Here is a 25,115-nt window from a genome sequence, read left to right on the forward strand (position 1 = left end):
GAGGCTTCGGCGTTACGGCCGAGGCCTCCGGAAGGCTCGGGTTACTCCTTTCAGGACGCACACCACGAACAACATCACCCGATCACGAGTGCGCCGCCGGCAGCTGGTCACGTTGCAAGCCAGCCTGGCCAGCGAGCTGATCCTGGCCGAGTCCCCCTCCAGCGTCACGAACGGGCTGTGGATCTGCAGCAGACGCGCGGTAAGCTCGACCTGGGCGAACCACCAGCCGTCGTTGATCTTGCGCCAGCGCACCAGCGCCGAAGACAGGCCGTTGTTCACGCCTACCTGGTTGCGCTCATGCTGCCGGTACTCCAGCCCAGGCGTAGGGTCGATGTACCACCTGTAGCCTCGGCTGCGGGCGAACGCATAGCAGAACCAGTCATGCAGATCGATACGCTGGGCGTGCTGCCAGTTGTCGAGCAACATGGCCTTGAAATCCTCGGCGAGTTTGCGGCTCAGCACGTAGGTACAACCCGGGCCTGCCGCCTCGAACAGATGATCCCAGCGCACCTGTGGTTGCGCCTTGTTCACCAGCAGGCGCCGCCCGTCACGCCAGAACGCCATGACGTTGCTCGAGTAGCCATCGGCTGCCTTGGCAAGCAACGTGCTCACCGCGCGCTGTAGCTTGTCGGCGTGCCACACATCGTCCTGGTCGGAAAACGCCACGTAGTCATGGCCTGACAGGTCGACGTCCCTGATCAGGCGAAAGAAATTGCGTGAGGCACCCTTGAACGGGCCACAGGCGGGAAGCAGCGTGACATGCGGATGCGCCAATGCATATTCGGCGCAGCATGCCTCGGTGCCATCGGTGGAAGGGTCGACGCTAATGTAGACATCGACGTCGACCTGCGCTTGGCCAAGGATGGAGGCCAACTGCTCCTCTATCCATTCGCGCCCATTGTAGGCTGCCAGCAGTACCGCAACCTTGGCAGGCCCGTGCGCCGTGCCGGCGGTTTGGGTAGCTGGCGTCATGATCAGTGGTGGCCTGGCTTGAGCAACTCGGACAGGTAGCGGCCGTACCCGGTCTTTTTCAGCTTCTCGGCCTGGCAAGCCACCTGTTCACGGCTGATCCATTCGTTGTGGAAGGCGATCTCCTCAAGGCAGGCGACCTTCCAGCCCTGACGTTCCTCGATGGTATGGATGAAGTGGCTCGCCTCCATCAACGACTGGTGAGTGCCGGTATCCAGCCAGGCGAAGCCACGGCCGAGAATCTCGACGCTGAGGTTCTTCTGCTCGAGGTACACGCGGTTCACATCGGTGATTTCCAGCTCGCCACGCTCCGACGGCTTGATGTTCTTGGCGATCTCGACGACCTGATTGTCGTAGAAGTACAGGCCGGTCACCGCATAGCTCGACTTGGGTTGCGCCGGCTTTTCCTCGATGCTCAACGCCCGGCCGGTCTCGTCGAACTCGACCACGCCAAAGCGCTCCGGGTCGGCCACGTGGTAACCGAACACCGTAGCGCCTTCGGTCTGCTCGTTGGCCGAGCGCAGGTTGTCCGAGAAATGCTGACCGTAGAAGATGTTGTCGCCGAGGATCAGGCAGCACGGGTCCTTGCCGATGAATTCTTCGCCGATGATGAACGCCTGGGCCAGGCCGTCCGGGCTCGGTTGCTCGGCATAGCTGAGCTCGATACCGTACTGGCTGCCGTCGCCCAGCAGCTTGCGGAACGCAGGCAGGTCTTCGGGCGTTGAAATGATCAGGATCTCACGCATGCCGGCCAGCATCAGCACCGAAAGCGGGTAGTAGATCATCGGCTTGTCATAGATCGGCAGCATCTGCTTGGACACGCCGAGTGTCAGCGGGTGCAGGCGCGTCCCCGAACCACCAGCCAGAATGATCCCTTTACGATTGGTCGTGTTCATTTGTTCAGAGCTTCCATAAGCATGCGGGTGACACCACTTTGCCAGTCTGGCAAGTGCAGAGAGAAAGAGTCACGAAGCTTGGTCGTGGCCAGGCGCGAGTTCAACGGGCGCGCGGCTGGAGTCGGATATTCGCTGGTAGCGATCGGGTTGACCGCTTCCACCGCCAGCGGCTCACCGTGGCGCCGGGCAAAGTTGATGACATAGCTGGCATAGGCATGCCAGGTGGTCTCGCCGGCGGGCGCCAGGTGATAGATACCGCCAAGCTCCGGCTTGCGCAGCGCTTGCTGCAGTGCCGCCACCGCTACGTCGGCCAGCAGGTCCGCCCCGGTGGGCACGCCAACCTGGTCGGCGATCACGTTGAGTGTTGGCCGGTCCTTCGCCAGGCGCAGCATGGTCTTGGCGAAGTTGTTGCCGCGTGCCGCATATACCCAGCTGGTGCGGAATATCAGATGCTTGCAGCCAGACGCTGCGATCAGCTGCTCGCCTTCGAGCTTGGTGGCGCCATAGTAGTTGACCGGCGCAACGGCATCGGTTTCGTGCCACGGCGTCGAGCCGCTGCCATCGAACACGTAGTCGGTGGAGTAATGCACCAGCCAGGCATCGAGCCGCCTGGCTTGCTCGGCCATCACCTGGCTGGCCAGGGCGTTGACCTTGTGGGCCAGCTCACGCTCGCTTTCGGCCTTGTCGACGGCCGTATAGGCCGCCGCGTTGACGATCACCTGCGGCGCTACCTTGCCGATGCTGTCGCGCAAGCCTTCCAGGTCCGCCAGGTCGCCTGTCAGCTCGCCGTAAGGGGTCGATACGCGATGACGGTCGAGGGCGATCACCTCGCCCAGTACGCTGAGCGCCCGTTGCAGTTCCCAGCCGACCTGGCCGTTTTTTCCCAGCAGCAGAATCTTCATGCCTGGCCCGTACGCGTGGTGTAGTTCTTGTCGATCCATTGCTGGTAGCTGCCGCTCTTCACATGGGCAACCCACTCGGGGTTGTCCAGGTACCACTGCACCGTCTTGCGAATGCCTGACTCGAAAGTCTCTTCCGGCACCCAGCCCAGTTCCCGTTGGATCTTGCTGGCATCGATGGCATAGCGCTGGTCGTGGCCAGGGCGGTCCTGCACGTAGGTCAGCAGCTCGACATGGGGGCGGAAGGCCGAATCGGGGCGCAGCTCATCGAGCAACGCACAGACGGTGCGGACCACTTCGATGTTCTGCTTCTCGTTGTGGCCGCCGATGTTGTAGGTCTGGCCCACTTCACCCTCGGTGACCACCTTGTACAGCGCGCGGGCGTGGTCTTCCACGTACAGCCAGTCGCGAATCTGGTCGCCCTTGCCGTAGATCGGCAGCGGCTTGCCTTCCAGTGCATTGAGGATGACCAGCGGGATCAGCTTCTCGGGGAAGTGGAAGGGGCCATAGTTGTTCGAGCAGTTGGTGACCAGCGTCGGCAGGCCATAGGTCCGTGCCCAGGCGCGCACCAGGTGGTCGGAGCTGGCTTTGCTGGCCGAGTAGGGCGAGCTTGGCTGGTAAGGCGTGGTTTCGGTGAACAGGTCTTCCGGGCCTTCCAGGTCGCCGTACACTTCGTCGGTGGAGATGTGATGGAAGCGGAATGCCGCCCTGCGTGTCTCGTCCAGCGCGGTCCAGTAGCCACGCGCCGCTTCCAGCAGGTTGTAGGTGCCGATGATGTTGGTCTGGATGAACTCGGACGGGCCGCTGATGGAGCGGTCTACATGGGACTCGGCAGCCAGGTGCATGATGGCGTCAGGCTGGTGCTCGCGCAGTACGCGGTCGAGTTCGACGCGGTCGCAGATATCGACGCGCTCGAACGCATAGCGCTCGCTTTGATCGACGGCCTGCAGGGATTCCAGATTGCCTGCGTAGGTAAGCTTGTCGACGTTGACGACCGAATCATCGGTGCTGGAGATGATGTGACGTATGACTGCCGAACCGATGAAGCCGGCACCACCTGTTACTAGAATCTTCACGAGAGTTTTATACCTTGAGGTCATGACAGAGCTTGCGAGCCCTGTATAAGTCCATGCATGTACGACTCAGCCATCACGAAAACGCGATCGAAAAGTATACCCGAACGCCGTTAGTTGCCGGCACTTGGTATGTTCGCCTGGTCACGTCATGGCGTGTCGAGCCTGCTATGAACGAGTGCTACCAGAAATATAGCGTGCGGGCGTGCAGCCGAGGTGTCGATAATTCTGGTGCAATTGGCAGACTGATCCGATATTCGATAGCAACGCCTGCCATGGAGTGGCACCGGGTACTTCCGACCCATCCAGGCGGGTTAGGTTCCGGTCTTGCTGGCGTTTAGTCAGCATCGTGCTGGCAAGCTGAGCTGCCATGCCTCAAGACGTTTGATGAAGGGCAGTAGGGGTGAAGTCCTGAGGCTGCATGAAGGCTCTGGTCATGGATAGCGCAGGTCAGGATGGGGCCGCTCATCAGGCCCGAAATGACGCGCTCAAGCCGGCGAAGGCGCCTGAAAGTCCAGGCGCGTCCCCACCAGCCACATTCAAGCGCGTGGCAGGCTCTGCCTGATTTCCTCCAGACGGGTTCGGTAGCGCAATCCGGTGTAGCGGTAGCTGAAATAGCTTTGCATATGCAGCTGCGCTTTCTTGCCCAGCCTTCGGCCCATTGCCGGGTCATCCACCAGTTGCAGCATGTAGGCCACCGCCTGGTCGCCGTCCGGGTCGGCCCACTGCTGATCCTCATGGTGAGGGTATTCGCCCTCCAGCACCGGGATCAGCCGGTAGTCCACCGGCAGGCTGGTGTCCGCCGTCATGAAGTCCATGTTTCCCGAATATGCCGTGGCGATCACCGGCTTGCCCAGCGCCATCGCTTCGGCCACGCCGAAGCCGTAGCCTTCGGAACGGTGCAGCGACACGAAGCAATCACTGCAGCGCAGCAGGTTCTTCACCTCGGTGCTGCTCATGGTCCGCTCCAGCAGCGTGGTGCGGCCAGGCAGCGCCTGCACCTCGGCCTGCAGCTCGGCGAAGGCTTGCGGGTACATGTCGACACCGTTCACCTTGATCACCAGGTGCGCGCGCGCGTAGGGCCGCTTGGCGAGCAGCTGCCTGAAGGCCTCGAGCACACCACGGGGGTTCTTGCGGGCGGAGTACGAACGCAAGTCATAGAAGAACAGGAACACATAGTCCGCTTCAGGCAGGCCGAAGTAACGACGGCCGAAGAAAGTCTCCAGGTGGATCTCGGTCGCCAGCGGCATGTGTACCACAGGCTTGCTGCACGCTTGCTCGAGGGCCTCCTTGACGAAGCGCGAGGCAGCCCAGATTTCATCGAAACGATCCAGTTGCGTCGCCCACTCCCGCGGATAGCGAGGCAGTTCCCAGAGCGGATAGATGATGTTGTAACCCTGCCACGGCCGGGTCTGGCCGAGATGCTCCAATGCATGCTCCACCTCGTTGCCATTGATATGGAAGAGGTTGATCGGTGCGGGTTCTTCCACCAGCGCCGCGCCGAATTCGGCGCTTTCGGCCTCGCTGGCCGGCACGAACTTGTAGATGTCGTGAAGCTTTGGCGGGGCGTAGACGGCCCTGAGCGAGCGAAACGTGGCACGTATGTGTTCGCCCATGCCGATCGGTGCGAAGGGGTGGCCTACCAGGCATAGATCGCCGCTGTCGTTGAGGATATGAGTCATCGAATATCAGCCACTCAGGTTTTCTTCAGCAGACGCGAGGCGTCCAGTGCGTTGCGCACAGCTTCGAGGTAGGTGTGACCAAAGCGCCGATCGGGTTCCAGGTAGGCGCCTTCGGCCCATTCGTTCCACGCGTTGATGAACACCAGGCGCTCGTCGCCGAAGTGTTGCTCACGGGTTTCGGCAATCGCTTCCTCGAGCCAGGCCTGGAAGGCCCCTGGTGTCGAATGTTCGAAGCAATTGCCTGCCTCCTGGCGCCGCGCCGTGTTGTCCCAGCCAGGCATGACGCCCTTGAAGCGCGTATAGCCGGGCGCGGGGCGCGAGGCATAGCTCACCGCCAGCTCGCGGTAGTCCGCCGAATGGCCGGAGAAACCAGGCTTGAGCAGCTCGCCCGTGGGCGGCTTGGGCTTGACCAGGCCACCTGGGGGGAATTCGATGGCCGCATCGCAGCCGTACAAGGAGGGGTGAGAGCCCGACTTGGCCAGCTCGAACGACTCGACCATCGCAATGTAGATTTCGCCCACGCCCCGTTCGCGGCAGACTTCGCGCCAGCGAGCGGCGGTCTTGACGAAGTCGGGGAACAGGGTTGGCCGGTAGATGACCAGCAAGGGTCTCTCATCGATCCTGATGTAGCGGTCATCCTTGAAATAGCGGATCAGGTCCTCGATCACCGCCATGTCGTCTTCGTCGCTATGCGCCTGGGCGATCAGCACTTCCTTTTCCAGGCCGTCCCAACGACGTGTCCAGTTTTCGTTCGCCCAGCACAGGCAGAACGGGATGTCGGGCCTGTCGCTTTGCAGCAACTGCTCGATGGGGCGCTCCAGCAGACGCTTGCCACCGAACCAGTAGTAGTAGAAGCAGAAACCGTGGACGCCATAGCGTTGCGCCAGGTCGGCCTGCTCTTGCAGCACTTCGAGCAGGCGCAAGTCATAGTAGCCGAGGTCGGCGGGGATCCTCGGCTGGTAGTGGCCGACGAAATTGGGCTCAGCCTTGCTGACGTTGGCCCACTCGGTAAAGCCTTTGCCCCACCATAGGTCGTTCTCCGGGACCGGATGGAACTGAGGCAGGAAGAAAGCGATCAGGCGGGGGTCGAAGTGCCGTTCGATGGTCGCCGCCCACTTCCTGTTCAGCGTGCTGACGTTCTTCGCGATGCTGGCCATCTTGAAGTCGTTACCGGCCGCGGCGGTGGTCTTGGACAGGTGGTGAATGACCGTGGCGTGCGGATTGTAGTAGACCTCGTGGCCCTCGGCGCGAATGGTCAGGCACAGGTCGCTGTCTTCGCAGTAGCAAGGCAGAAACTCTTCGGAGAAGCCGCCGATGCGCTTGAGCAAGGCGGTAGGGGCGAGCAGGCACGCACCAGAGACATAGTCGACCCGCCGGGTGTAGTTGAAGCGCGGCTCGTTCGGGTTCTCGGCGAAACCGATCATGGTCGAAACGCCATCGGGCGCCAATGCAGCGCCAGCCTCTTGCAGATGGCCGCTGGGGTAGACGAACTTGGGCCCGACGGCACCGACGTTCTCGAACTCGACGAAGGTGTCCAGCAACGCCTCGAGCCAGCCAGCGGTGACCTGGACGTCATTGTTGAGATAAACCGTGAATGCCCCGTTGACGTGGGCCATGGCGCGGTTGCAGTTGCGCAGGAAGCCGAGGTTCTGTTCGCTGCGCAGGTAGCGAAGGTTGGGAATGGGCTCGAGCAACGCCTGGGTGTCATCAGTGGAGGCGTCATCCGCGATGATGATTTCCACATCCAGATCCGGCGACAGGTGTCGCTGGATGGAAGCCAGGCATTCGAGCGTCAGCTTCACGTTGTTGAACACGGGGATGAGGATGGATACCAGCGGCAGGGCGCCTGGGGCTTGGAACTGCAACTTGGCAGCCTGAGCCGGCAAGTCGGCTGGATCGAAATCCAGTACGTCGAGGGCTGCGACAGGGTTTCGGGCGCGATGCGCCGATTTCGCCTGGGCGATGTGTTCCTTGACTGCGGGATAATCCTGCCATTCCCAAGTGCCGTCGGCAGTGGCAAGTTGTGTCGCTGCAAGTAGAGGCAGAGGAGACATCGACTCAGCAGCCGCATGAGTCTGAGTTTCGCCAGTTGCGATTTTCTGCGGTGACGAGTCGTGATGATGGGTCATTGCACGACTCCTTCCAGCAGCTGACGTTCACCGGAGGAAACTTGCAGCGAACGGTCGAGTATCGACTCATAGGCTTGACCCAACTGCTGGCACAGGCGCTTCAAGTTATATTGCTTGGCACGTTTGCGACCTGCAGCACCTACCGTACGAATCTTCTTCGGGTTACGGCAGAACTGGCGCAGCCTGTTTGCGACGGCTTTGGTATCACCATGCTCGAACGTAAAGCCGGTGATGCCCTCTTCGATGAGCTCAGGCAATGCGCCCCACCGGTAAGCCAGCACCGGGCGGCTGGCTGCCATTCCCTCGAGCACGGTGCGACCGAACGTTTCCTGACAATGGGAAAGATTGAGCACGATGTTGGTCTGGGCCAACGCAGCTTGCGGGCTGGCTGCGTAAGGCAGGATGGAGAAGTTGGCTGGCAGCCGGCCGTCAGCCTCCAGCCTACGCAAGGCTGCGACGCAGGGCGTTTCGGGACCAATCAGCAACAGCTGCAGATTGGGAATGTCGGCAGCCGTATCGCAAGCCAGCTGCAGCAGGTCTTGCACACCCTTTTTAGGTTGGTTGCTGCTGATCAATGCTGCAGTGATGCGTTTGTGATCCACCGAATTGGGCAAATCAAACGCTTTCAGATCGACGATGTTTCCAACTACATGAGTAGCCCCTGGCTTGGAAAGATAGCGTGCCGTGAAGGCCGAATTGGCCAAGACGTGATCGGCACGTTCCAGCGCCTCGGTTACGATCTGGTCTGCCGGTAGTCCGATCGAAGCGCATAGATCGGCGTCCTGGGTGGGCGACTCGTGAGCATGGAGAACTGCCGGCACCTGTGCCAAGCGTGCGGCAATCAGCGGCTCGCGTAGCATCAGGGTATTGGCTTGTACCAAATCGACCGAATGCGTACGGATCAGTGCAGAGAAGCGTTCGACCGCTATCGAGCAGGGCACTGTGTCGGCGCGCCACAGCAGGGTTGGAATACAGGCGACCAGCAGCGCACGAGCCCGTAACTCTTCAAGATAAAGCGGGTTGGCAACACTCGGTACGCTGACGATTGCGTTCAGCTCCATCGCAACACAGGCATCCAGCACATCCAACAGACTAAGTTCTGCGCCGAACAGCTGCGGATTGGCAGCATGAGCACAAAGCAGCACTGTTGGCCGCCCTGGGCGGTGTTGCTGGCGACCAGCGAAGGTGGGATGGCTAGGGTCGTGGCCCGCTTGGCGCCCTACCTGTTCGTAATGCAGCAAAGCTGGCAGGCCACTTTCACGCGCCTCGACACTTTGCTCCAAGTACCAAGGCGTATTGAAGTCGGGGCCTGGTTCACGGCCTTCAGCATGACCATGGGTAAGGTAATGCTGCCACGGGTCGACATCAGCGCCTTGCAGGTCTGGGTTACGTTGCAGATACCACTCTGCATCGAACAGGGCCGGCAGCACAGAGTCGGCTGGCTCCGACGGAGCACCGTGTGCCTCAAACGGTTGCGCAGAAGCCGCGTCCGAATGCTGCGACAAGGCTTGAAGCGGTTCAGGTGTCTCGGTGCTGACTGGACCTTGACCCTGTACGATGGAGATTGATAGCAATCTTGCTTCACGGATCGAATCGATTACCTGACAGTCCTGCAATCCCTGGATGCCAGGAACCAAGTCCAACGGGTAGGCAAGCAGGTGACGACCCACGACCAGCACTCGAGGAACCGTTAGCTGCTGCTCTGCAAGCACCACGTCCACTGCTCCGCTGACAGCCCGACGGAGGATGGCATCACCAACCGGGGACGGGCGTTGGTAGTCTGGCCAGTGCAGCAAGGCGATTCGCTTGCCATGCTTTTGCAAACGGTCAAGTACGAAAAGCAGCGTCTTGGCCGTGCGTGCGCCTTCACTGAGGTCACTGATCAACAGCCAGTCATAGTTGGTTTCGACATCGGCGGCATGCAGCATAGGTGCTGGCGCCGGAAAGGCTCGAGTGGCAGAGCCCGTAGACAATCGCAGGCCGGCTGCATCCTCTGTCATCGCGTGCCAGGTATCGGCCAGCGCACTGTAGAGTTGACGCAGGCCGAAGAATGTCGAGCGTACGTGCGTACCGGAGGCCATGGTCAGTGATTGCGGCAGGTGCCTGGCAATGACCAGGGGGACACCAGGGCAAACATGAAGTAGCGCGTCGGTGCCATGGCAGCGTAGCAGCCGCTGACGCAGCTCGTGGTCAGCCGCGACACGCACTTCGTCCCAACCGCCAAGGTCCCGTACTGCTTCGCGTCGCACCATGATGGTGGAAACGCTCGGTTCGATCAGACTGTTCTCGATACGCCAGTTTTGGAAATGCAGCTGGGTGTCGGACCTGACCCAGTCGGCCAGCGTACCGACCAAGTTCGAGTTTTCCAGTAGCGGAGCGACCATCAGCTCCAGGCGCTGAGGATGAGACCAGTCGTCACTGTCGTGGTTGATCAGGAACGTACCGGTGGCGTGCTCCAGCGCAGTGTTGCGTGCAGCGTAGGCACCACGGTTGACCGGTTGTTGCAGCAGGAGAATGCGTTTGTCCTCGCGGGCGAGCGCTGATACGCGCTCGACCGTGGCGTCTGTGCTGCGGTCATCGACTACCAGGATTTCCAGGTTGCTCCAACTTTGGGCGAGCAGGCTGCGCAGAGCCGTTTCGATGAATGCCTCGGCGTTGAATGCCGGCATGATAACGCTGATCTTCGGTTGTTTTTTGGCCGGACCGGATAGCGCTGCCGCTTCGCTCCGAAGGTTGTCTAAAGTCAAGGAAGCCTGTGAGTCACGCAAGCTGATGGGGGCCAGCCCCCTTTCGTTGAAAATTCGACTGAACCACGCGAGCCGTCGCATTGGTTCCGGATACCCATCATTGTCAGCAACTGGAAGGCCAACATTGGCGGCGGCCAAACAAAGGTCGGCCTGACGCCCACGCAGATCGATAGCCTCTTGCACGCACGCTTGGGCAAGCTCTCGCTGGTCATTGCGCAGTAAAATTTCTACTGCAAGCAATGTTGCTCCGAAATGTCCGATATAAGGGGGAAGTTCACCCAGCAAATGCGGAACGAAAGGGAGTGCACTTGGCCATTGGGCGGTACTAGCAAACCAACGTGCTAATGCCCAGGCCGCATAAGTTTGCTCCTCGGAATCGCTGGTCTCCTGCCACCAAGACTGCAACTCGGATAGTGCAGGCTTCGCGAAACCGCCCCACAGTGCTTTCTCCAGGCGCGCAGCCCGAAGCAAACGAGGAAAGCGACCTTCGGCATGGCCATGCTGTTCATAATGAACATTCGGGTCAATGCCAGTCGCAGCGACATCCGGGTAGGTGGAAAGATACCATTCAGCGTCGACCACGCTGTTATCGGACGATAAAGAAAGTAATTCAGACATGAGCGGCCATTTGACTGATCAGATGACGAGCGCGATGCATGGTATGCTCGGATTGGTCCACCGCTGAGAGTATTTCGCGGTTGGCAAGATAATAATTCTCCAGCTTTTCCTGTACAGAGTGGAGCTGGTTAAGCAATAACTCATTTTCCTCCCTCAGCGATTGTGACTCCTCCCGTCCCTTTGCTGAATGCACCTGCACTGGTGGTTGTGTTTCGCCTGGGTTGCCATGCACCTGCTTTGCTTCAGTCAACGCTGCTCTAGCAAGCTCAAGCTGCTCCGACATATCGGCATGACGCTCGATTGTCGAGGTCAGCTCCTGGGCTAGCGCCGCATGCTGCTCCTTGAGCGAAACGTTATCGAGATATTGTCTTTCGAGTTCCTCTTGCACCTGCAGCAGCTGCGCAAGCAGTAATTCGTGTTCCTCTCTCCGGGTTTGCTCTGCAGTCCGAGCCTGATCAAGGTCATGACGCAAGCTGAGGAGAGCCTGTTCGCTTTCACGTAGTTGTTTACCGGTCTCTCTCTGGCTAAAGTCGGCCTGTGTCTTCACACTCGCCAATGCTGTTTCCGCTGCTTGCAACTTTTCACCGAGCTCGTCTGCCCGCTGTCTGAAGCGTGGTAACTGCCGACCAGCGTGGATTAATTGGAGTAATTCATCTAGTCCTTCGTTGGAGGGCAAGGCCAGACTTGAGCGAAATTCTGGCTCGCCTTCCGGTAGCCAGGCTGCAGCTTCCAAAGCCTCATAAAGGGCCCAGCATTCAGGTGCGGCTTGCGAAAACAAAGATGCAAGCGTAGAAGCTAACGGGGAACGCGCGGGGAGGGACGAGGCCTGGATCCCCTGGAAAATGCCAAGGTATTCCGCAAGGAACTGGGCATCGACCCGATCGACATTCACCAATACGAGACTGTCTTTCAGACTGCGTCGTAGTTGCAATACTGCGCGCTGTTGGGATTGCCATTGCTGCAAGGCTGCAACAGCATTTGCGCTGCTTCCTTCAGCGAGCCAGACCCATGGTGCTCGGTACAGCCATACCCATCGACGCCCAGGTTCACCAACTGCCGTTTCCGCATCCGCGATGAATAACGATACAGGCTGCCATTCCAGTGATGAGGTGCCGTCTACCGGTGCGCCTGCCCAAGCGCGACTGGCTTGTTCATGCAAGCCAGAAAGTAGGATTTGCATGGAGTTCTCCTTAGTTAAGTCAGTCGTCAACGACGGACCAGTCAATCCTTGCCGAAGAGGTCACGAGTGTAAACCTTTTCGCTGATCTCGCGGATTTCGTCGGTCAGCCGATTGGCTACTATGACATCGCAGGCATATTTGAAATCCTCAAGGTCGCGGACGACTCGCGAATTGAAGAAGGAATCTTGCTCGAGAGCCGGCTCATACACCACCACTTCCACGCCCTTGGCCTTGAGTCGCTTCATAATACCTTGTATGGAGGACGTCCGGAAATTATCAGATCCGGCTTTCATGGTTAACCGGTATATGCCTACTCGTTTCGGCTGGCGTTTAAGGATGGATTCCGCAATGAAGTCCTTACGCGTCCTATTTGAATCGACAATGGCTTGGATGAGAGTCTGCGGAATATCGCTATAGTTGGCTAGCAACTGTTTTGTGTCTTTAGGTAGGCAGTACCCGCCATAGCCAAAAGAAGGATTGTTGTAATGTCCTCCAATGCGGGGGTCGAGCCCAACGCCATCAATGATCTGGCGGGTGTCCAAGCCGTGTGTCTCCGCATAGCTGTCGAGTTCATTGAAGTAGGCTACGCGCATCGCCAGGTAAGTATTGGAAAACAATTTTATTGCTTCAGCTTCGGTCGGGCCTGTAAATAGAACGGGTACATCTTTCTTTTCTGCGCCTTGCAGCATCAATTCCGCAAAAAGTTCGGCGCGCTCTGATCGTTCTCCAATGACAATGCGCGAGGGGTGAAGGTTGTCATAGAGTGCGCGGCCTTCTCGCAAGAATTCCGGGGAAAAGATAATGTTATTGCATGAAAAATCGCGGCGCATACGCTCGGTAAACCCTACTGGTACAGTAGATTTGATTATCATGGTCGCCGTTGGGTTAATGGCGAGGACATCACGGATTACTGTTTCTACCGAGCTGGTGTTGAAGTAGTTAGTTTGAGGGTCGTAATCGGTTGGTGTTGCAATGATCACAAATTCCGCGTTCTTATATGCTTCATTCTTGTCAAGCAGGGCTCGCAGATCAAGTGATTTGTTTTTTAAAAAGTACTCCAGTTCAGCATCGACCAACACAGACTCTCGCCTGTTAATGGCTTCGACTTTCTCTGGCATGATGTCCAGTGCCAAGACCTGATTATGCTGAGCGAGCAGCACAGCATTAGACATTCCAACGTATCCAGTACCAGAGATAGTGATATGCATGTGTTAGAAACCTTGATTATGGTAGGGCGTAGCACCCGGTGCTTAGGCAATAGGTGCATCATGCCGCATAAACGCGGATTTTTACACCACCCCGTTCTCGTTTTTTGAAAAATCTTCTGATTTCGTGTGGCACGGGTTTGCTGGGTAGCTCTCGGTGAGGGAACTCCGTTGAGATGTCATTGCCCAATGACATCAGGGGTTCAGAATCCAGGGGCAGAAGACATCGCATTCAAACGCAGGGGTGTTCGACTCACGTGGCATTGAATTCGACGTAGCCAAACGGGGACATTTCGATGCATGTAGATGATCGACTGGATCAACATAGCGCACGATGGCGCCGAAACCGCAAAAGAGTCATCCGATACATTGAAGGCCCAGGAGCAAGAAAAATGGCTGTAAAAAAATTGCCGTTATCGCTTTGTTTGGTATCAATGTCAGTACTAGGGAATGGCTTCTCGGAAAGGCCGGTGCTTGACGTTGATTTTACTGCCGGCCAGAGACTGGATCCGATGCAATGGACAAGAACCATCGGAGTGAATGAAAATACCAAAGTATTTTATACGGAAGGCGATAAGAATCTTATCTATCAAAATGGCACGCTCACGCTGGAGGCTAGGCATGAACGGCTTGACAATCCGCGGTTCGGGGAAAGGAAGGCTGGGCCGATCAAAGCTATTCCCTATCGCGATGTGAGCTCCGTCAGTATAGCAAGTAAGGAATACTTCACTTACGGAAGGTTTGAGATCGTAGCTGCGGTCCCAGAAAGCCCAGGGCTTCAGCCTGCCATCTGGTTGCAGGGCAAGAACAAAGGTCAGTACGGGGAGATCGATATCATGGAGGCTAAAGGCGACAAGGACCCAGGGGTTCGCTTTTCTACTGTACATTCAGGGCGCTCACCAAAGGAGTTAGACAGAAAGAGCGGGAAAAGCTCGCTGGGTGCTGGTTTTCACAAATATACAGCAGAATGGACGCCTGACTTTATTAAGGTTTTTCACGATGATGAACTGGTACTGAAGGTCCCAACCGTATTTGGGAAAACTCAAAATATTTCCCCATTAAATCAACCTATGCAGTTGAAAATAAATATAGGCGGGGGGTCGCGGTGGGTGGGGCCCATAGATTTGAAAAGCTTGCCTCAGCAAATGTATATAAAATCCATAAAAGTGTGGGGTTATTTGCCGGCGCAGTGAAAGGGTATCAGCATCTGTTCAGCACAGATCAAGAGGGCTGTGCTGAACGTGACTCGAGCCTTAATGCTGGACGTGCATGAAAATTGTCCATCTGGTGCTGCGAGCTAGGTGCTCTGTACGGTTTATGGCTTAATTAGAAGAAGAAATAAACTCCTGTCTGAGTGCCTTTGATTTTTCAAGGTTGTCGTAGTCATTTTTGTCGTATGTGTCCAAATCAAACTCTGCGAGGCGTTTAAGTAGGCTTTTTTTGTCCTCTTCGTTAAAGCAATTTAAGTTATTTTCATGGATTCTTTCGAAGAAAGACATGTCCAAGTACTTTGAGCAGGTAGGGATGTCAGAACAGTAGTTTTCTACTACCCAGTCCCTGCCAAGCTTCCATGTCAAATACAGCGCAACCGCATCGTCACCAATTCCACGACCAAATGAATGTTTGGGCATTTCAGGGTGAGGAGCACGTACAGATCGATCTTGTGCCAGCGCAATCAAGACTTCCTTGCGGTACCGTTTCAATGATTTTGGTGCCGCAAGGGAGTCCAGGCTCTGGTTTAACAGTTCAGGGCTTAGCTGTCTGGCTGCAATGAGCGTGGTGGCGAATTCGCTAATGCATGCAACTGGATTGATCACCGATACGTCGGGACCAAACCCAAAACTTGAGTAGCTTTGGAAATCAGGCTTGATCTGGCCTGCATACCAAAACGGGCTGGCTTCCAAAATGGTGCCAGTAGCCAATGTGATGGGCTTTCCTTCTTGCTTAAGTAGTAAGCCCGGAGCAAGCATAAACCGCCAGTCGATGGATTCATTGAATTTAGGAAAGCCATCTGACCTCGATCGTCGCAAGTTCCACTGCACGACAGTAGTGTCGAATTTTTTGAAAAATACCGATTCGCGCTCGAAGGCGCCGCCAAATTCATTTGATATCAGTTTGACAGAGTCCGGGAGGATGGCTTTGGCGGCAATAGAGTCGAAGCCGCCGGAAAAACAGAGATATATATCATTCGCGAGTGTCTTTGCCGGTCCCGGAACAGGGGTGTCGCACGCCGTGGCGTGAATCCGGCATTTATAGGCCTTTTCAAAAAAGTCGATGCTGCTTGAAGATGGAACTACACCGGTGACTGAGTAGGTGGGGTCATTCGCCGGGCGAGCCAATAGCGCTATCCTGAACAATGAATCGTCCGTCGGCGCCAGATGCTCAGAGTAGGAAAGTTCATGTATAAAGTTTATGCCGGCTCCTTCGTATAAGAATGACGTTTTGCCTGCCATTTTGTTAACTGTGATCTGCATCTCACGGCCCCTTTAATAGTCGTTGTTGCGGAGAATCTTGTATTTTCTGCAAGCGTCATCCAGCAGGTTTTGCGGGGCATATTCGAACTGTTTGATGGCTTGCCGCTTCAAAGAGCTGTTCACGACCGCGAAATGGTTGATTTTTTGAGCGCCGAGTTTCCTGATTGACGTGTTCTCTCCGTGCAGGACTCGATTATATGAAATTTTATTGATGTGTTTGAAAGGCCCAACTTCGCTGAGTTTCAAGTACATATCATAATCTACGGCGTTGGTGATATTCTCGTCAAAGCCATCGGTGAGATTCCATGCCCGCGCTGTGAACATCCGAAAATGGTGCGCAATCATTGCCGTTGTTAGCTTTTCGCGCGAAAAAACAGGCCAGTTATAGCCGTCGGCGATCAATGAGCCATCTGCATTAACATTTCGATTGGTTGTGTAAACACAGGCCAAAGATCGGTCCAAGAAGAACTCATGGAGACATAATTCGACCGCATCCGGTTCGAGGTAATCATCAGAATCCAGCTGGCCAATATAGAACCCGCGCGTCATGCGCACTGCGCAATTGGACGCAGAGCCAATTCCGCCATTTATCTTAGAGGTAATCCGCACTCTCGGATTGTCGCCGTAATGTAGGTCAAGAACTTCGCGTGTGTTATCTGTCGAACCGTCATCGCAAATGCAAACCTCCAAGTCGGTGATGGTTTGATTTAGAGCGCTATCAACACACCTTACAATATGGTCGGCACAGTTATAGGCGGGAATATAGATCGAGACAAGCGGCTTTTTATGAAGCTTGGCTGCGTAGATCGGAGTAAGCTTGCGGTAAAAGTATGGAACCTTTTCCTTTACGATCTCAATAGTGATTTTTTTTCCTTCAGCGCGATCTGTTTCGTTTTCTTTTCCAGGTGGCTCCTGATGATAAGCCATGCCGCCTTCTACCGCTCTGAAGAAGCAGCCTTCTCGATACAAGCGATAACCAAATTCATTGTCTTCTCCTCCCCAATGGTTAAACTCCTCATCGAACCATCCGGCCTTGTCCAACCATTTTTTTGAAAAGGCCACATTTCCACCGCTAAAGAAGCGGAAGGGGGTCTCGCAGAGCCGCAGGTTTTGAGTTTTTTCAAAATGTTCCAAGCGCCAATCCACAGAAATCATGTCTTGGGTTTTGCCTGCTACGTTGTTTTGCGTCAAAACCTCGGGGAGGCTACTGATCAAGCTTGGGTTGCGGGCAAAATCTTCTGCTGACATTTGCTCGGTATCTATATATTTACGAGGTCCAATCAGCGCAACATCGTCATCTTCGATCAATAAGCTAACATAAGACTCTACCCATTTAGGGTTTGGCGCCATGTCGCAGTCCAAAATTGCTACAAAATCATATTTTCCGGTTCTTAGCCCCAAGTTGCGCACAGCGCAAAGTTGGTAACCGAAGTCCCTTTGGCGGACGTACTTGATGTCAAGTAGTGTTTCGTATTTTCGAACTACATCCACGATCTGCTCACCGCTGCCATCATCGGCAACGATCACCTCAAAATGATAGTTCGTTTCTTGATTTACCAAGCACGCTAGCGTAATGTCAAGAATTTTGCTGCGATTGAAGGTAGGTACGACGATGCTGAGTCCCGGACTTTCGGTGGGCACTGACTTCGTTTTGCGACTCTTATTCCACACAAAATCATTTGGGCTTTCTGGGAGCGGAGCCAGAACCAGCTCCTTTGGCCAGTCTACCGGAATCGGACTCACATTTTTGACTTCAACATCCTTGGATCGTTGTGAGGTGAGCTGCTTCCAGGTGTCCAATAACTCTTTACGCTGCGTCTCGGTAAGCTCCAGCTCGCCCGAATTCGATAGCATCAGTTGTGTGGCCGGGTCCAGGAGCTGTTCGCCGCCCTTTGTCGGAGGTAGTGCATCTGGCGCTATCTGTTTTAAGCACATTGCAATGTTTGCAGCTACTAGCTCATCACCATACAAGGAACCTGCTTCCCTGAATAGCTCAACTGCTCTCGAAAAATTTCTTTTTTTAAATTCAGCGATCGCGGTGCTTAAAATTTTCATTTATTTAACTCTGTCCACACTTAAGGGCTGCGGCTTTAAATTGGTTGGTATTTGGTTTGATTAAGGCGTCGCGGAGATCAGGCAAGCATCCTTTTCCATTTTTCTGGCCCTTAAGCTGGTGTTTGAATAAACTGCTTCGACTTCTTTCAGCCACATTTCAGCTACTTCTTTCTCATCGCTGCGTATGTAGTCGTCGAGTACTATGTCTAGCGCGGCACCTTTGAAATGCTTCAGTACAGCCGGCACCGCAGGATAGCGAGCGTGTTTTCCTGTCGAGCCAGGTGGGCCATCTACGATCATCAGTATTTTCAAGCAGTCCGCTGTCAGTTTTGCTTTCAATTCTGCCAGTTTCGAGTGGCAGTCATAGTAGCTATACATATTGCCGCTTGGTGATTGAAATGGAACGAGCGGTGCCAATACGAGCTGGACTGCGTGAATTAGGTCTGCTTGGATCAGATTCGCATGGGTCTGATTGTAATATTGTTCCAAATGTTCGAATGCCACTTGTACTGGGGGCGACGTTCTACGCTGTTGACCGATTCTGGCTAGCGTTTTAGCAATGATCACAGTTGATGTGCCGGACCCAAACTCTAGAATCAAGTCATAGTGTTTGCTATCTATCAATTCAATCAGATATAACGCGAAATCAGGGCTGATCGGCCAGCCGTGCATTCCAGGCAAACGCTCACCATGATTCAGGAAATTTTGAATACCCAAAAAGGCTTCAAGCTGCTGTGCAGCATTGAGCATTTCGGATCTGACTGTATTTTCGAGAGATTTACGTATCTTGATCATTTCAGCATTCTGCTGCTTGATCTGTTCGTTGAGGCTTGAGTGTTGCTTCTGGAGTTCCTGTGCCAGCTGCTGTACGGCACTATCGCCGGCCGGTAGGTGTATCGCATCTGAGCCAGGAGTGCTCTGCACCTCTGGGGCTGATATTCCGAGTCGGCTTAGTTCTTCTCGTATGCGAGTTTGCGCAAGGACCCGCATATCGGCCCCAGGCGTCACTATTTTCATACCTTCTTGGAAATGATGCAGCGCCTGTTGAGAACGGCCGCCGATCGCGGTGGCACGGCCTAATGTATTATGTACACCAGCGATCAAGACCTGACTGATCAACTTCTTGCTGCATCCCCAGTTTTGGGCAAGGCGGGTGAATTGGCTTGCCGCTGACATGTTATCTAAATGCTGGTGAGCGCTGGCTACCAATAGTGCGAGTTTGGCTCGGTCGGGGTGGTGCTGCAGAGTTTCGCGCTGAATGTGCATTAGGCTCTGCCAGTCGCCAAGCTGCCACTGAGTACGGCTGCGTTCCAACAGATTTTCATCATAGGCAACCAAATGCGAGTTCACGCTCTCGCTCGTATCTTCTACTACAACCACATCAGCTGCTGCTTGATTATGGTCGGTAGGCTTTTTAAAAAGCCCTAACCATTTAGCAATGGTTGTAAACATTGGCGATCCCACCGTTAGAGTCCTGGCTCGCGTAATAACAGATCCTTGATCAATTCCAGCTGAGCCTCGGCTTTGGTCAGCTCTTCCTCCAGCAGCCGCTGCCGATGCTCGTATTCAACCGCTTCACGTTCGAGCTTCTGCATATGCCCTTGATTGGCATCAAGCGCATTCTTTTGCTCAGACACGGTCTTTTGTAGCTGATCGCGCTGAACAGCGATCGTGTCCAATTGAGCCTTTTGCTCACTGACGCGCTTGGCATACGTGTCGCAGGTTTTGGTCAGCTCTGCATTAGCCTTGGACAAGACATCGCGCTCGCCCACAAGTTCGCTAGATTTTTTCCCGAGTGCGTCCAGGCTGGCTTGGCGCTCGCTCGCCAGCTCGGTCTGCGCCTTGAGAGCGGCGGCCAAGTCCGCTATTTTTTTGTCCAGCGATTCACCGGTTTGGAGCAGCTCAGTGTTCCGGTTTTTCAGTGAAGTAAGCTCTGCTTCCAAAGCAGCTATCGTCTGTACATGCTTCAGGCTGGTACTGAGCTCGTTTTTCTGTTCTGCTACGGTTTTTTGCAACTGATTTCGCTGAGCAGTAATCTGGTCAAGCTGCATCTTACGCTCATTGGCCAGCTTTGTTTGGGTGTCGCAGGTTTCGGTGAACTCTGCATTACGTTTGAACAAAGCATCGCGTTCCGCTGCCAGTTCTCTAGCAGCTGTCTCGAGCACATCTATCTTGGTTTGACGTTCGTTCGCCAGCTGGCTTTGCACGTGAAGTTGGTCGGTCAATTCAACAACCTTTTTTTCCAGCGTTTCATGCGCCTGGGAAAGTTCGGTGTTGCGATTGTTCAGTGACGCCAGCTCCGCTTGCAGGTCGTTTACCAGACTGCTCTTTGCTTCATGCGCTGCGGCCAACGCTTCTTTTTCCTGAGTGAGCGCTTCGCAAGTCTTAGCAAGCTTGCTCCCTCGGTGGTTAAGAGAATCGATTTCTGCTTGCAGCCCGTTAGCCAAGCAGGTCTGTTCATTGTACGCCTTGGCCAGTTCGCTCTGCTTTGCTTCCAGCTCTTCACATGTAGCGAGAAGGCTAGTATTTTCGCTGACGAGTTTTTCGATCCGGAAATTCTGCTCGCTCACCAGCTTGTTCGCGTCGCGTAACGCCTCTTCGTGTTCGCGCAACTGCTGTTCCAGCTGCTCAATCTGCTGTTGGCTATTTTGCTCTGAAAGCGACAGGCGTGAACGCAGTTGTAATAATTCGTTAACCAACCTTTGATGCGTTACGCGGTTAGGGTCGCGTTCGAACAATAGCTGGGCATGGGGAAAAATGGCGTCCGGATTCTCGCTTACCAAGTCGAAACCAAGCTCCTCCATCCAGTCAGCGATCGTACTGTCGTTAGAATCACCTTCATAAAGCGGCTCACTGCTACATTCGATTATCACCCAGGTAAAGGCCTGCAGCAAAGGCGCGGAGGTCGCTTGCAGCAGTTGCAACGCTTGCCCTGGTGCGGCAATGACTAGTGCGTGTGGCTGCTGCTCGTCCAGTGTTTGTTCAGTTAACACGGCTTCGAGGCTACGGGCCGGGACTTGCACTGTCTCATCAGAGCGGATATTGGGATAATGTGTGAGCAGATCGACTGCTTTGCCGAGGCTGCTGTAGGCAAGATTGTTGAGTGTGTACAGCGTTGCCGTAGGCTGCTCGTCAGGTGTAACCGCAACTGCGAGCAAGCGTTCACCTTGTTCGTGACACAAGCGACGGTTCAATTCTTCTGCCGAGCGTGGATGTGCTTCGGCGAGTAGCAACCGGCGACAGCCCAACTGACGCCAGGCGCCCAGTTGGGTACCTGTACCAGCACCAACGATCAGGCCGAATTGCAGCCCGTCAGCGCTGTGTTCGCGAATGTGGCGCAACAGCTTGTTCATTACTCACTGGCCTCGTCCAAACGGGTTTCGACATCGTCCAACAATGCTTCGAGAACGCATTGTGCTTTGCGCAGTTCATGCAGTCGCGTCATACCAGGGAGGGTGTTGTCACTCGGCTCGCAGAGCAAATCTCCAAGCAGTGCACATGCCTGGTCGCTGTCTGGGCGTTTGAGCAAGAATGCCTTCAACAAACCAATGGCTTCTTCGCGTTGGCTTTGACCCAGCAGCATTTCAACCCTTTGAGGCAGGCCATGGTCCTGCATGTACTTGAGACGTTTTGGCAAAGTGATATCGTGCGGCTGTAGTGCGATCGCGATCTGCATCGCCTCTTCGGCTTGTTCGAACTGGCCAAGTGCGAAATGACTGTTGGCGATCCCCAGATGGGCCCAATGGAGGCGCAGGTCGCAGCCGGCCGCTACCCGGAACGCATCCAAGGCTTCAGCCGCCAAGCCCAGCAACATCAGGCTTTCGCCTAGCTTGCAATAGCCCAATGAGTTTTCGCCCAGCGCGCTATTGATCGTGGCCCAAGCACTTCTGGCTTCGGCGACCTCTCCAGTTTCCTGCAAGCGTGCGGCAAGGCGATAGGCTTGAGCAAAGTTCCGCAGGTTACCTGCGTAACGGCTGTATTTGGATTGGCTCAGTAGATCGGCGAGCAAGCTTAAGCCAATCGCCCGTGGAATCTGAGGATAGGCCGGCTCGCGGCGCTCGGGACCAAATGCATGGGTGCCGCTAAGTAGATTGCCGGTTTCTGCCACGCGTGCAGCCAGATCATGCACTTCGCCGTCATACAGCTCATGAGAAAGCTGCAGATCGAACATATAGCAACCGTCACCGATGCCGGCAGTTTGAAGATCTTCACGGAACTGTTGCGCGATACCTTGAGCCACGACTTCGCCATCTGCAATGATTTCGATAGTCAGCTTTTTCTGTGGATGAGCAGGAGCAAACGCCCAACCGAAAGCGCGGTCGTCAAGGATGTAATCGAAATGGCCTGTGACTTCGGTACTTGATGCTGCCGGTGCAGAGAGGGAGTTCATGGCGTTTGGTCTGCAAATGAATAAGAGTGGATGTTTACTGGCCGTCTTGGGTAATGACAGCCATATCGTCGAGAGCGTGTGTAACGTCTTTGCGTTGCGAATGGGTCGCTGGGTGGTCGTTTGCGAGGCGGCGCGGGTCTGCCGTGCAACTGGGACAAGATGCCACTGCAAGTATCATGGCTGAAACCAAGCAGATCTCTATCCGTCGGATACCGGCTACCCTTTTTCAATTGTTCAGACGAATAGATTAAATGCCGGACTGACTTCAATAAGGCAGCCCGGAGCTTGACATGACAAACTGCCGAATTCGCTAACGCCAGGCTTGTGTGCAAAGACAAAGCGCTTGAGGCATTACTGGCCATGTCACACATTTATCGCTTCCTTTCATCCCATGACACGGGGGCGGGCCGGCTAGATTTTCGTTCAGCAAAGTTCTTTACCGGCATCGATAACCCGCCGTACGGTCCAGTCGAATAATCCAGGGCCAATGCCGGGTTATAAAATGGATCATTGTAGGAATCGAGGGTCCACTGCTCAATGAATTTCTGCTGTTCGCGTCGAGCACGAGCGCGTTTTTCTGGCACCAAATCCTTCCCGCGACTGGCTGATTCGGCGTGGATCAATTGCGCAAATGCACTCCAGACCAAATGCAGCCCTTGGCGTTGAATCTTCAAGCACAAGTCCACATCGTTGAAGGCTACGGGGAAGGTACTTTCATCCAGGCCTTCGACTTTATCGAAAACGGACTTGCGCATGAGCATGCAGGCAGCCGTGACTGCGCTCTGGCGCCGGGTGAGCTGATTGGTGCCCAGGTAACCTGGATCACGTGCTGCAAGTGTATTTCCGCTATGTGCGGCCAAGCCTTCGACGCCTACCACCACGCCACCGTGCTGGACCATGCGGTTTGGCCACAACAACTTTGCACCTACGGCACCCACACCCGGGCGGAGCAACTGTGCAACCATTTCCTTCAGCCAGCCACTCTCGATGATTTCGATATCGTTGTTGACGAGCCCGATCAGTTCGCCGGTGGCCAGGCTTGCGGCGCGGTTGTTGATGGTCGAGTAATTGAACGGGTAGGGGTGGCGGAGCACTCGCACGCCACGCTTGTCCAGCGCCGTCAGATAATCGAGCGTTTGCTCATCGGTGGATTGGTTGTCGACGACTATGATCTCCAGATTCGGATAATCGGTGTCGTTGAGCAGACCTTCGATGCAGGCGAACAGCAACTTGTATTGATCACGAGTCGGCACGATCAGGCTCACCCGCGGAAGTGCCTCGGGTAATGGCCAGTGTACGCGTAGCAGAGCGGGGTAGGCTTCTACCGCGCTGACGGTCGCCCCCGGCGCCAGCTGTTCGCAGAGCCATTGGATGGCTTGCTTGCGTTGCGATGAGGGCACTGCCTGTTCGGGGCTCGACGCAGCGCCATGCGCCCGGTGGTAAAGCACCCTGGGTAGATGAGCGACGCTCAGCTGATCGCGCTCGCTGAGCAGGACGATCGCCGCGCTCAGCTCATGCCAGTTGCAAGCTTCTGCGCCATCGCGCCTGGGCAGGAGGGCCAAGGCCCGTTCGACGACAGCCGCACCGAAGATCGCGCCTGGCGTGAAAATGTCCGCGCCGATGAACAGGTCCATGTCCCAGGTGGGTTTCAGCCAGGGGAAGCTGCGCCCGCCTTGCGCGTCATCACGGTCGCAGTCCGCATAGCCCCATGCGTTGTCGTCGTCCAGCAATGCGCTCAGGTGGGGGAGGGCATGGGGTGCCAGCCGGTCCCCTGCCATCATTGGCAGAATACGGTCGCAACCGGCCTCGAGCAGTTGCCGTAGTGCCGACGCTACTTCGTCAGGCGAGGCAGTGGCGACTGCCTGCACCTTTGCATGGTCATCGCCCAGGCTTGCCAGGCTGGTCTGCTCGAGCGTGTCGTCGCCTGCGCTGATCAGCAGGATGCCAAGCGTGCCCAGCAGCGGGGGCGACGGCACGTCGTCGAGTTTCTGGAAGGCATCGAACCACTGGGGGTAGAGGTGCCAGCCGGCGCTTTTGGGAAGGCGCAAGGCCTGTTCCTTGGCGACGCCTTCAAGCAAGGCGAAGGTAGGGTCGTCTTGCGGCACGTCCAGTCGCCGCAGCAGCCCTTCCAGGCCCTCGGGTCGGCAGCACAGGCGGATCGGGCTGCCCGGCAGTGTCTGGCCGAGATCGTTCACCACCTCCAGCAGATGCAGCTCACCGTCGGCCAGCTCCCAGGGTAGGTCGAGGGTGAAGCCGTGGTCGGCCGAGGCTCGGTAAGCCAGGGCCTGATGGTGCTCATTGCACAGGGCCTGGGCGATGACCCGGTCACCGTCGCGCACGCTGATCCGCACGTGGCGGCGCGGGGCGACCGGGTCCCATGCCCAGCCGCTGACGCGCAGGCCACCGGTGTGCCATACCTGCGAAGTAATGGCCGAGACCTCCTGGGCCGGGGCTGACGGCACCTGCACCTGGCCTGCCAGGGGTATGCCCTGGTTGGCGACCTGGGCGGTGATCGTGTGGGCTTGTTCAAGCCAGCTCTGCCGCAGCTGCACGGCAAACCCATGGAACTGGTCGCCGGTAGGTGCGCTCGGTTCATACTGGTCGGCCCGGGCCAGGGCGACACTGCTGCCATCGATGAACACTTCGATGACCAGGCGTCGTTCAGGTTGCGCTCTATCCAGCGCCCAGCCCTGCAGCACATCACCTTGCAGGCCGATGATGGCCCCGCTCAGCGTGGCGGAAGTGGCGGGTGGCTGGCCCGCCTGGGGCTTGTCGAAGGCTGCTTGGGGCATCAGGCT

Annotated in this window: 16 protein-coding genes; 1 reads left to right on the top strand and 15 read right to left on the bottom strand. The window is 56.0% G+C overall.

All coding sequences use genetic code 11. The features are described from left to right. Positions 1-12: 12 nt before the first annotated feature. The 9 genes from ACY8GK_RS00325 to ACY8GK_RS00365 all read right to left on the bottom strand — a co-directional run bounded on the left by ACY8GK_RS00325 (position 13) and on the right by ACY8GK_RS00365 (position 13,401). On the bottom strand, positions 13-972 hold the full coding sequence (locus tag ACY8GK_RS00325; protein ID WP_196179666.1) for a glycosyltransferase: 960 nt from the start codon (positions 970-972) through the stop codon (positions 13-15). Positions 973-974: 2 nt separating this feature from the next. After that, on the bottom strand, positions 975-1,865 hold the full coding sequence (rfbA, locus tag ACY8GK_RS00330; RefSeq protein WP_196179667.1) for a glucose-1-phosphate thymidylyltransferase RfbA: 891 nt from the start codon (positions 1,863-1,865) through the stop codon (positions 975-977). After that, complete coding sequence (gene rfbD / locus ACY8GK_RS00335; RefSeq protein ID WP_462401985.1) at positions 1,862-2,767, bottom strand: dTDP-4-dehydrorhamnose reductase; 906 nt, start codon at positions 2,765-2,767, stop codon at positions 1,862-1,864. Before rfbD ends, rfbA begins: the two co-directional genes overlap by 4 nt. Continuing rightward, on the bottom strand, positions 2,764-3,840 hold the full coding sequence (gene rfbB / locus ACY8GK_RS00340) for a dTDP-glucose 4,6-dehydratase (protein ID WP_462401986.1): 1,077 nt from the start codon (positions 3,838-3,840) through the stop codon (positions 2,764-2,766). Before rfbB ends, rfbD begins: the two co-directional genes overlap by 4 nt. A gap of 536 nt (positions 3,841-4,376) precedes the next feature. Further along, the gene (locus ACY8GK_RS00345; protein WP_462401987.1) at positions 4,377-5,519 is read right to left on the bottom strand and encodes a glycosyltransferase family 4 protein; all 1,143 of its coding nucleotides are present in this window, start codon (positions 5,517-5,519) and stop codon (positions 4,377-4,379) included. 14 nt (positions 5,520-5,533) lie between these two features. After that, complete coding sequence (locus ACY8GK_RS00350; protein ID WP_462401988.1) at positions 5,534-7,384, bottom strand: glycoside hydrolase family 99-like domain-containing protein; 1,851 nt, start codon at positions 7,382-7,384, stop codon at positions 5,534-5,536. Positions 7,385-7,644: 260 nt separating this feature from the next. Further along, positions 7,645-11,013 carry a glycosyltransferase gene (locus ACY8GK_RS00355; RefSeq protein WP_462401989.1) on the bottom strand — a complete coding sequence of 1,123 codons (3,369 nt, stop codon included), beginning with the start codon at positions 11,011-11,013 and terminating at the stop codon, positions 7,645-7,647. Beyond that, positions 11,006-12,193, bottom strand: a complete 1,188-nt coding sequence (locus tag ACY8GK_RS00360; protein ID WP_462401990.1) for a hypothetical protein — start codon at positions 12,191-12,193, stop codon at positions 11,006-11,008. The genes ACY8GK_RS00355 and ACY8GK_RS00360 overlap by 8 nt, the downstream gene beginning before the upstream one ends. Positions 12,194-12,234: 41 nt before the next feature. After that, a complete protein-coding gene (locus ACY8GK_RS00365) occupies positions 12,235-13,401 on the bottom strand; it encodes a nucleotide sugar dehydrogenase (protein WP_462401991.1) in 1,167 nt (388 codons plus the stop codon). Between the two features lie 389 nt (positions 13,402-13,790). On the opposite strand from ACY8GK_RS00365, the gene ACY8GK_RS00370 reads away from it, so the two are divergent. Then, positions 13,791-14,591: a glycoside hydrolase family 16 protein gene (locus ACY8GK_RS00370; protein WP_462401992.1), complete on the top strand. Its 801-nt coding sequence runs from the start codon at positions 13,791-13,793 to the stop codon at positions 14,589-14,591. Positions 14,592-14,720: 129 nt separating this feature from the next. Here the strand turns inward: ACY8GK_RS00370 and ACY8GK_RS00375 are convergent, their stop codons facing one another. The 6 genes from ACY8GK_RS00375 to ACY8GK_RS00400 all read right to left on the bottom strand — a co-directional run bounded on the left by ACY8GK_RS00375 (position 14,721) and on the right by ACY8GK_RS00400 (position 25,109). Next, positions 14,721-15,872: a hypothetical protein gene (locus ACY8GK_RS00375; protein ID WP_462401993.1), complete on the bottom strand. Its 1,152-nt coding sequence runs from the start codon at positions 15,870-15,872 to the stop codon at positions 14,721-14,723. A 12-nt stretch (positions 15,873-15,884) separates the two neighbouring features. Then, positions 15,885-17,927, bottom strand: coding sequence for a glycosyltransferase family 2 protein (locus ACY8GK_RS00380; protein ID WP_462401994.1), 2,043 nt, complete (start codon positions 17,925-17,927; stop codon positions 15,885-15,887). Positions 17,928-17,987: 60 nt separating this feature from the next. After that, positions 17,988-19,379 (bottom strand): methyltransferase FkbM, encoded by a 1,392-nt coding sequence (locus ACY8GK_RS00385; RefSeq protein WP_462401995.1) that lies wholly within the window; start codon positions 19,377-19,379, stop codon positions 17,988-17,990. A 14-nt stretch (positions 19,380-19,393) separates the two neighbouring features. Then, the gene (locus ACY8GK_RS00390) at positions 19,394-21,280 is read right to left on the bottom strand and encodes an FkbM family methyltransferase (protein WP_462401996.1); all 1,887 of its coding nucleotides are present in this window, start codon (positions 21,278-21,280) and stop codon (positions 19,394-19,396) included. After that, positions 21,280-22,317, bottom strand: coding sequence for a tetratricopeptide repeat protein (locus ACY8GK_RS00395; RefSeq protein ID WP_462401997.1), 1,038 nt, complete (start codon positions 22,315-22,317; stop codon positions 21,280-21,282). The genes ACY8GK_RS00390 and ACY8GK_RS00395 overlap by 1 nt, the downstream gene beginning before the upstream one ends. Before the next feature lie 371 nt (positions 22,318-22,688). Continuing rightward, the gene (locus tag ACY8GK_RS00400) at positions 22,689-25,109 is read right to left on the bottom strand and encodes a glycosyltransferase family 2 protein (protein WP_462401998.1); all 2,421 of its coding nucleotides are present in this window, start codon (positions 25,107-25,109) and stop codon (positions 22,689-22,691) included. Positions 25,110-25,115: the final 6 nt, after the last annotated feature.

The organism is Pseudomonas sp. Marseille-QA0332 (assembly GCF_054950175.1).